The sequence below is a fragment of the Bradyrhizobium sp. Ken01 genome, assembly GCF_055807355.1.
Map to the genome: position 1 here is coordinate 37,166 of NZ_JBVVPC010000057.1, position 8,833 is coordinate 45,998.

At 63.0% G+C, this 8,833-nt stretch carries 7 protein-coding genes; 3 read left to right on the top strand and 4 right to left on the bottom strand.

All coding sequences use genetic code 11. The annotated features are described in order from the left end of the window. Nucleotides 1-39 precede the first annotated feature (39 nt). Complete coding sequence (locus AC0L3S_RS34525) at nucleotides 40-1,104, top strand: fatty acid desaturase (protein WP_473284200.1); 1,065 nt, start codon at nucleotides 40-42, stop codon at nucleotides 1,102-1,104. A gap of 256 nt (nucleotides 1,105-1,360) precedes the next feature. Then, entirely contained in the window at nucleotides 1,361-2,917 is a 1,557-nt protein-coding gene (locus AC0L3S_RS34530) for a L,D-transpeptidase family protein (RefSeq protein WP_473284202.1), read from the top strand. Nucleotides 2,918-2,946: 29 nt separating this feature from the next. Here AC0L3S_RS34530 and AC0L3S_RS34535 read toward each other — a convergent pair whose 3' ends face one another. From AC0L3S_RS34535 to AC0L3S_RS34550, 4 genes are all read right to left on the bottom strand, one after another. Then, nucleotides 2,947-3,765: an enoyl-CoA hydratase/isomerase family protein gene (locus tag AC0L3S_RS34535; protein WP_473284204.1), complete on the bottom strand. Its 819-nt coding sequence runs from the start codon at nucleotides 3,763-3,765 to the stop codon at nucleotides 2,947-2,949. Between the two features lie 23 nt (nucleotides 3,766-3,788). Beyond that, nucleotides 3,789-4,685 (bottom strand): ABC transporter substrate-binding protein, encoded by an 897-nt coding sequence (locus tag AC0L3S_RS34540; protein WP_473284206.1) that lies wholly within the window; start codon nucleotides 4,683-4,685, stop codon nucleotides 3,789-3,791. A 204-nt stretch (nucleotides 4,686-4,889) separates the two neighbouring features. After that, entirely contained in the window at nucleotides 4,890-5,537 is a 648-nt protein-coding gene (locus AC0L3S_RS34545; RefSeq protein ID WP_473284208.1) for a cysteine hydrolase family protein, read from the bottom strand. Between the two features lie 31 nt (nucleotides 5,538-5,568). Further along, a complete protein-coding gene (locus AC0L3S_RS34550; protein WP_473284209.1) occupies nucleotides 5,569-6,096 on the bottom strand; it encodes a hypothetical protein in 528 nt (175 codons plus the stop codon). A gap of 288 nt (nucleotides 6,097-6,384) precedes the next feature. Between AC0L3S_RS34550 and AC0L3S_RS34555 the strand changes: the two genes are divergently transcribed. After that, nucleotides 6,385-8,833 (top strand): ATP-binding protein (locus AC0L3S_RS34555; RefSeq protein WP_473284211.1); only part of this gene is annotated, 2,449 nt, incomplete at its 3' end.

Sequence of the window (8,833 nt, forward strand, 5' to 3'; positions counted from 1 at the left end):
ACCGTGCTTCTTGGGCGGCATGTCGGGAGCAGAGCAGATATGAGCCAAGGAATACCGGAAATCCGCGCATCGGCGCAGTTGCTCGCCCGCTATCGCGAGCCCGACAATGCGCGGGGTGTCCTCGAACTGGCGATTACGGCGATACCGTTCGTCGTCATCTGGGCTCTGATTTGGGCCGCTCTTGACCAGGGCTATTGGTTTGCCCTCCTGCTGGAGGTGCCCGCCGCGGGTTTGCTGGTCCGCCTCTTCATGATCCAACATGATTGCGGACACGGCTCTTTCTTCCGCGGCCGCCTTGCGAACGATTGGGTCGGCCGTGCCCTCGGCGTGATGACACTGACGCCATACGGCTACTGGCGGCGCAACCATGCAGGCCATCATGCGAACTCCGGCAATCTCGATCAAAGGGGCTTAGGCGACATCGACACGTTGACCACGCGCGAATTTCTCGGGCGGTCGCGATGGCGTCGGGCGCTATACCGTCTGTATCGCCATCCCCTCGTGATGTTTGGCGTCGGTCCCAGTTATTTGTTCATCTTGAAGCACCGGTTGCCGGTCGGGATGATGCGTCGCGGCTGGAAACCCTGGCTGAGCACGATGGGCACGAACACCGCCCTCGCGATTCTCGCCGTCACGATGATCCAGCTGGTCGGCTATGGGCCGTTCCTGCTTGTGCATCTGCCGATCGTGGTCCTGGCAGCGTCGATCGGTGTGTGGCTGTTCTACGTCCAGCATCAGTTCGAGCACACGCACTGGGCCCACGACGAAACCTGGAATTTTCACGACGCCGCGCTGCACGGCAGCTCTCACTACCAATTGCCGGGTGTCCTGCGATGGTTCACGGCAAATATCGGCGTTCACCACATCCATCATTTGTCCAGTCGAATTCCCTACTATCGCTTGCAGGACGTGTTGCGCGACCATCCACAGTTCGCTGGTGTCGGGCGGATTACGCTGCTCCAGAGTTTGCGGACCGTGCGGCTGACCTTGTGGGACGAGGAGCGGCAGCGGCTGGTCTCTTTTGGAGAGGCCGCCTTGTTTGGCAAGGCAGCTTACGCCGCCCCCGCGCGGCTGCCGACTGCCGTTAATCCGCGCGTGCGGTAGCTGGGTTCTGCGCGAGCCGTCGATCCGAAGGCGACGGGCGTTCAGCGTCCGCCCCCCGGACATTCTGCCGCAGCGATAGACCGCCAGCTTCGGCCGCACGCCGCCCTTCCGCCTGCGCCAACCGTCGTATATGAGGTTTATCGCCGGAACGTGCCGAATGTCGCCACAGACGGAACGTAAGGCGGCTGCAATTTCTTAATTCAAAGGTCGCAATCTGATCAATGACCGGCGGACTGGCATTTCGACCGAGGATGGCATGAGAAACCTGATGACAACGGCGCAATCCACCGTGGCGATGCGGCGTTGGGGGCCTCCCGGAATTGTGACCTTGGCGGCGATGCTCGCCTTTGCGGCCGTGGGCCCGGCCCATGCGGCCAAGCAGGCGCGTCAGCCGGCCGAGGCGGTGGCGCCGCGCGAGGCCGGCGAACCGATCATGGCGATCGTCTCGATCAAGAGCCAGCAGGTCACCTTCTACGACGCCGAGGGCTGGATTTTTCGCGTGCCGGTGTCCACCGGCACGACAGGGCGCGAGACGCCGGCCGGCGTCTTCGCCATCGTCGAGAAGGACAAGGACCACCACTCGACCATGTATGACGACGCCTGGATGCCGAACATGCAGCGCATCACCTGGAACGGCATCGCGCTGCATGGCGGGCCGCTGCCCGGCTATGCCGCTTCGCATGGCTGCGTACGGATGCCGTTCGGCTTCGCGGAGGGCCTGTTCGACAAGACCAACATCGGGATGCGGGTGATCATCTCGCCGAACGACGCAGCTCCGATCGACATCGTTCATCCCGCATTGTTCATGCCGAAGCGGGAAGCCATTGCGGCGGCGCCGGGCCAGATCGGCAAGCTCTCCGGCGAGGCCGAGGAGGCCACAAGGGCGGCCGACGAGGCCAAGAAGGCCGCGACTTTGGCCGCGAAAGAGGCTGCATCGCTGCCGGCCTTGCTGCGCAAGCTGGAGCAGCAGAAGACCCGCGCTGACGCCGAGTTCGCCTTTGCCGACAAGCAGCTCGCGGCGGCCAAGACCGATCAGGCCCGCGCCAAGGCCGAGGAGCTGAAGCAGAAGGCCGCCATCAAGGCTGCCGACGCGGCGACGCAGCTCGATGCCGCCAAGGCCGCCGCACAGCCGAAGCGCGATGCGGTCGCTGCCACGAAAGAGGCGGCCAAGGCGGCAGCGGCCAGGAAGGCCGACGCCGTGAAGGCCGCGACCGACGCAAAGCTCGCGCTCGAACCGGTCTCGGTCTACATCAGCCGCGCGACGCAGAAGCTCTATGTGCGGCGGAACACGCACAAGCCGGCACCGGACGGCGGCGGCGAGGTGTTCGATACCAGCATCGAGGTGCCCGTCACGATCCGCAATCCGGATCAGCCGCTCGGCACGCACATCTTCACGGCGATGGCGAAGAACGACACGGGTCTGCGCTGGAGCGTGGTCACGATCGAAGACAGCGACAACGCCAGGAACGCGCTCGACCGCATCACTATCCCGCAGGAGGTGCTCGACCGCATCGAGCCGACCGCGTTGCCGCGGTCCTCGATCATCATCTCGGACGAGCCGCTGAGCAGCGAGACCAACTACCGCACCGAGTTCGTCGCGGTGCTGAGCAACCAGCCCCAGGGCGGTTTCATCACGCGCAAGCCGACCGCGCCTCCGATGGCGATGGCGAGCGATGACGGCTGGGACAATGGCGGCAACGGTTTCGGCTTCTTCTTCCAGCGCGATCCGAACCCGCAGCCCGTCAATCCCCGCCGGCGCGGCCAGTATCAATATTACCAGCCGGCACAGCCGATGCAGCGGGGCTTCTGGTAGGAGGCTCTGTGCGTCATCCGGGCCTTCAATCAGTTCTCCGCCACGGCCTGGCCAAGCCGCAACTCGGTATCTGAGCGGCGCTGTAGACCGCGCTGCAGCAGCGATGCCGCGCGCGCCCGTGTGCCGGGGTGAGCCGCCGACGTGAAGAAGGCCGATAGCGCGGGCGGAAAGACGCTGTCGGCCGGCAGTGTGACGTCGTTCATGAGCGCCTTGGCGCCGACCAGCGCATGCTTCTCGAACGAGGCGAGGCGGCGGGCAAAGGCATCGACGAACGTCTCGATCTCCGCGTCGGGCAGCGCGCGATTCACGTAGCCGTAGCGCTCGGCGAGGTCTGCCGAGAAATCGTCGGCGCCCAAAATCACTTCGAGCCCGCGCCCGCGGCCCATCAGGCCGGCAAGCCGCGCCATCGGGTTTCCGCCCGGGACCGAGCCGAGGCCGACCTCGAACTGCCCCAGAATTGCCCGCTCGCGGCTGGCGAAGCGCATGTCGCAGGCCAGCGCGAACTCGCTTCCCGCGCCGCGCGCGCGGCCGCGTATGTCGGCGATCGATGCGACTGGCGCGCGTGACAACCGCACCAGCACGTCGATCCATGGATGCATGCCGGTCGGACCATGCGGCATTGCGGCAACTTTCGTCTTGTCGGCGAGTACATCCCAGTGCGCCATGAAGAAATCCGGATCCGCGCTGCGAAACACCACCACTTTGACCTCCGCATCGCTTTCCAGCGCCGTCAGCAGTTCCTGAAGTTCGCCGATGGTGTCCGGGTCGATCAGATTGATCGGAGGATTGTTGAATGTCGCAGTCCACAGTCCCGGCGAGGGCTTGTCGATGTCAATCTGTCGGGTCATTGAAGTCTCCTTTGTTGTCGGATTCACTGGATCACCTCGTCGGCGCGTGCGAGCAGGCTCGGAGGGATGTCGAGCTCCGTCGCGCCGGCGGTCTTTGCGTTGATAACGAATTCGAACGTCGTCGGTTGGACGACAGGCAGGTCTGACGGCAAGGCTCCCTTGAGAATCCGGCCGGCATAAAGTCCAATTTGGCGGTAGCCCTCGGGCGGGCAGATGCCGTAGCTCATCAAGGCGCCCTGAACCGCGTACTCGCGAGTCTGGTGGATCGCCGGAAGCCGTTGTTGCGCCTCGAAGGCAACGATGAGCTCTCTTCGCGTGTCGAAAAATGGAGACGCGCAAACGAGCAGGCCTTCTGCGTCCACCGTCCTCAGTCGCTCAAAGGCATTGGCGAGCTCGTTGTCGCCGGCCGCGTATACGATCTCGACGGGCTGCTCGATGTCTTGCGCCGCCCGCGTAACTTCGATGACCTGTGTCTCAGCTTCCTCAAAGTCGCGATCGACGAGAACGCCGAGCACTTTGGCGCGAGGCAGTACCTCACGCAGGATTCCGAACCGCTTGGCCTCCAGCTCAGTGGCCAGCAGGCTCACGCCCGTCATATTGCTGCCCGGCCGGTTCAGACTGTTGACGAGGCCGATCTTCACGGGATCGCCTCCGACGGAGAACACGGTTGGGATTTCAGTCGACGCGACCTTGGCCGCGAGCGCGGAGGGCTCGCCGCCGGCCGCGATCAGCACGGACGGATTGAGTCTGACGATCTCGGCCGCGAGCGCCGGAAGCCTCTCATAGTCGCCTTCGGCCCATCGGTAAGCGATCGTCGCGTCCTTGCCCTCGAGGTAGCCGGCTTCGGCAAGCCCTTTACGAAAGGCGGCGAGGATGCGAGCCGAATCTTCGGCGGTGCGGCTGCTCAGAAAGCCGATCACGGGCTTGTGGTGCTCCTCCGTCACGAAAGAAGGCCACAACGCAAATCCGGCGAATGCTCCAAGAAGATCGCGGCGTCTCATGGTCGAGCCTCCATGTTCGGTGCTGCCTGGAAGTATTGCCTTCTTCCGGTCGAGACTTGCCTCGCCATATCCGGTCGGATCTCGCAAGAGTCCGCCCGGATCCTTGGTATCGAATAGGACCGGCTATGCGGCGTCTGTTGCAAACGAGGCGAGGGAGAGCGCATTGACGATCTCCTTCGTGTGCACGATGGCGCTGGCGTAGTTCGGCATGTTGATTTCGAGCGCCGCATGCATCATCTGGTCCGAGTAGTCGGCAACGGCGTCTTTGACGACGGTGACGTCGTAACCAAGTTCGGCGGCAAAGCGGACGGTCGCTTCGATGCAGGTGTGCGCGATCAGCCCGATGACTATGAGCCGCTGGATGCCGTGCCGCTTGAGCTGGAGATCGAGGTCGGTGTTGGCGAAGCCGCTGGAGCACCAGTGTTCGCTGGCGACAATGTCGCCGGGCTCCGGCACGAACTCGGCACGGAATTCGCCGCGCCAAGTGCCGAATTCGAAGCTCTTGGCCTGCCACGCCCTCCGCTGGACCGGCGCCACGTACTTCCAGGATTCGTAATCGCCGGGGCGGTAGCGGTGATGCATGGCATAGAACACCCGAAGCTTCGAAGCGCGTGCGGCTTGCAGAACCTGTTGCATGTGAGGAACGCAATTGTTGGCTTCGGCCACGGCCTTGATCCGTGGCCAGATCTTGCCACCCTCCGAGATGAAGTCGTTGTAAGGGTCAACCACCAGGAGGGCGGTGGAGTTCTTGTCATAAGAAAGGTTAGTCATGGGACTCTCCGTTGCGCCGGTGCCGTGCCCCTCAGTTGTTCCTGAGCGCCGCGCGCTCGATGCTGGCGGCGAATTCCGGCGTTTCGCTTTGATTGTGGGCGATCGAGGCGGGCTGGCGCTGGGCGCGGAACAAATCGAATGGAATGCCCTGCTTGCCGATGAATGCCATGAACTCGTCGGTGGCGTGCGACCTGACGCGATTGGTGAACTCGCACTTGCCGGGCTCGATTTCCTTGACGCTCAATTCCCAGGTCACGTGAATGGTCGTGCGTCCGGTGGGGGTGAAGACGTCGGAGGTTGAATCGAGAATCAAATGATCTTTCTCGCCGAGCGTTTCAACATAGTGCTGGACCATAAGGCTGCCGCCGATAGTTTCCACGTTGATGGACATCCGCTTGCCGTCCGGCGCCGTCGTGAAGCCCGCGGCGATATGCGCCGGCGAACAGCCCTGATAGTCGCGCTCGGACAGGTTGAAGCACCATTCAGGGATGTCGATCTTGTCCTTCGGCGCATTGATGATGGCGGTGAAGCTGGAATCGACGATCTGGTTGCGGGTCATCTCTCGGTCTCCTCGTTGCGTTGCGCCGTTGACGTGATCGAGACTTCACGGTCTCATGTAGCGATCCGCGCGACGCCATCGCGGATCTTCCGAACGGGCTAGTCCGACTGGCCGTTCGTCCTGCAGATACATTGGCGCGGACGGGCGAATTTTGCCCGTTATGGATTGTTATGGATCGTTAGTCTCCGCGAGGACCGCGAAAAGCCCGCGCAAGCGCAGTCCCCGCGGCCTCCATGCGATTGCAAGGCCACGCGTTAGAGGCTGCGAGATTCTGTTAAGGCGGGGCGGTTGCTGGATGCCGCAACCTCGGCTACCTCGGCCGGACCACCACAAGAGGTTACCGCGTCAACTCACAAGCCATTGGCTTTCAAGGTGAAAATCCTGGCAGTACTGCTGCGCAACAAGGCCGACCGTCATGTCGGATATCGCCCCGCTGCACTACTCTGTGGCCCGGAGATCAGATATCACGATCGGCAAGATGACGGTCTTCGTGCCTATTTCGAGATCACCCGGATTGTAGCGCACGACGGTAACAACAAACGCAAATCAATGCCCACAGCGCAGAAATCCGGTATCATTTCGTTTGGTCCCTTCAGTTTGAATTTGGCCGAGCGCGTGCTGACCAGGAACAGCGAGCAGGTGGAGCTCCGGGGACGAGCTTACGATCTCCTGGTGGCGCTGTTGTCGCGCCCAAACGAATTGGTCAGCAAAGCCGAGTTGCTGCGGCAGGTCTGGCCTGGTCTAATCGTCGAAGAAGGCGCCTTGCGTTTCCACATGACGAACCTTCGCAGGGCGCTTGGCGAGAGCGGCGAGGGCAACCGGTACATCGTGACCTCCTCGGGGCGGGGTTACACGTTCGTTGCGCAAATTTCTCGCTCGGTCGGTCGAGAACCGGAAGCAATCGCCGCGCCGTCTTTTCGGCAAGCCAATCTGCCTGTGCGTCTTCCGATGATTGACCGCGAGGTCGAAATCGAGGAAATCCCCGCGCGGCTGGAGGCGACACGTTTCGTGACCATCGTGGGAGCCGGCGGCGTCGGTAAGACGACGCTCGCGATTGCTGTCGGCCACCGGTTGATGCAAAGTTTTGAAGGCGCCGTGCTCTTCGTCGACTTCAGCATGGTCAACGATCCGGCCCTGGTGGGAACGGTCGTGGCATCGCTGCTCGGCCTTTCGGTGCAATCCAGCGACGCGACGCCGAGCATCTTCGCCTATCTCCGGGACAAGCGGACATTGCTGATCCTCGACACCTGCGAACATATGGTTGAGGCTGTCGCCGCATTCGCGTCATCGGTGTTTGCGGCCGCGCCGAACGTCCACATTCTGGCGACGAGTCGCGAAGCACTGCAGACCGATGGCGAAAACGTCTATCGGTTGGACACGCTGGCATGCCCGCCCGAGGGCACAGAGCTGACGGCCGAAGCTGTCCAGGCATTTCCGGCTATCCAGCTCTTCGTCGAGCGCGCCCGCGCAAGCGGCGCCCAGCTGTATTTCAGTGACGAGGAGGCTCCCATTGTCGCGAATATGTGTCGCAAGCTCGACGGCGTTGCGCTGGCAATCGAACTCGCCGCCAGGCGTGTCGAGAGTTACGGCGTGCACGGAACAGCGGAGTTGCTTGATCAGCGGCTCGGATTGTCCTGGCCCGGCTCCAGGAGCGCGCCGCCGCGCCAGAGAACGCTGCACGCGACGCTGGACTGGAGCTTCGGCCTTCTCTCCGATACCGAGCGGGTCGTGCTCTGCCGGCTCGCGATCTTCGTCGGACACTTCACGCTCGACGCTGTGATTTCCGTCTGCGGACGCGATATCAGCGAGAGGGACATTCTCGGCGCGATCGACAGCCTGATCGCGAAATCGATGGTCGCGACCCGTCCGGCCGGACCCATGGTGAGCTATCGTCTCCTGGACACCACGCGTGCCTACGCGCGGGACATCCGGATCGCCGAAGACGAAGCCCACGACCTCGCCGTCCGGCATGCGACTTACTACCGCAACTGGCTGGAACAGCGAGGGCGCGACTGGTCCACCTTTGCGAGCGGGGCGGAGCGAACGTTACATTTCGCGAGCATGAACAACGTGCGCGCCGCGCTCGAATGGTGTTTTGGCGAGGGTAGAGATGGCGGGCTCGGCATTCAGCTCGCGGCGGCCGCCGTTGATGTCTTCCTGGCCATGTCCTTGCTTGCGGAGTGTCATCGCTGGTCGCAGCGGGCGCTGATCGCGCTCGACGCGGCCACTGTCGGGAGCTCGGATGAGATGCGGATCCAGGCGGGCCTCGGGGTTTCCGCATCCCAGATGTACGGCGAGAGCGATGCCGTCAACGACGCCCTGAACAGGAGCCTCGCGATCGCCAAAGCGAGAGGCGATACGGCCTACGAAGCCGGATTGCTCAACATGCAATACATCTTCCACGGCCGCAGCGGGCATTTCAGAATTCTGCTGGAATACGCCCAGCGATGTCGCGGGCTTGCCGAAAGATCCGGTGATCTCGCGATCAGAACCCTGGCTCATTCGGCCCTCGGCATGGCGTTGCAGTTTTCAGGTGATCTCGCCGGCTCGCGCCGCGAACTCGAATCCTTGATGGAAATCCTGTCGTACGCCCAGCAAGGCTCCGTCCTGCTGGGCTACGATCCGCATTATCGGTCGATCGTCGCTCTCGCTCGGACACTCTGGTTGCACGGCTATCCGGACCAGGCTGCGGACCGGGAAGAGAGGCAGTCAAGGCGTCGGAGGCCATGGGACATTC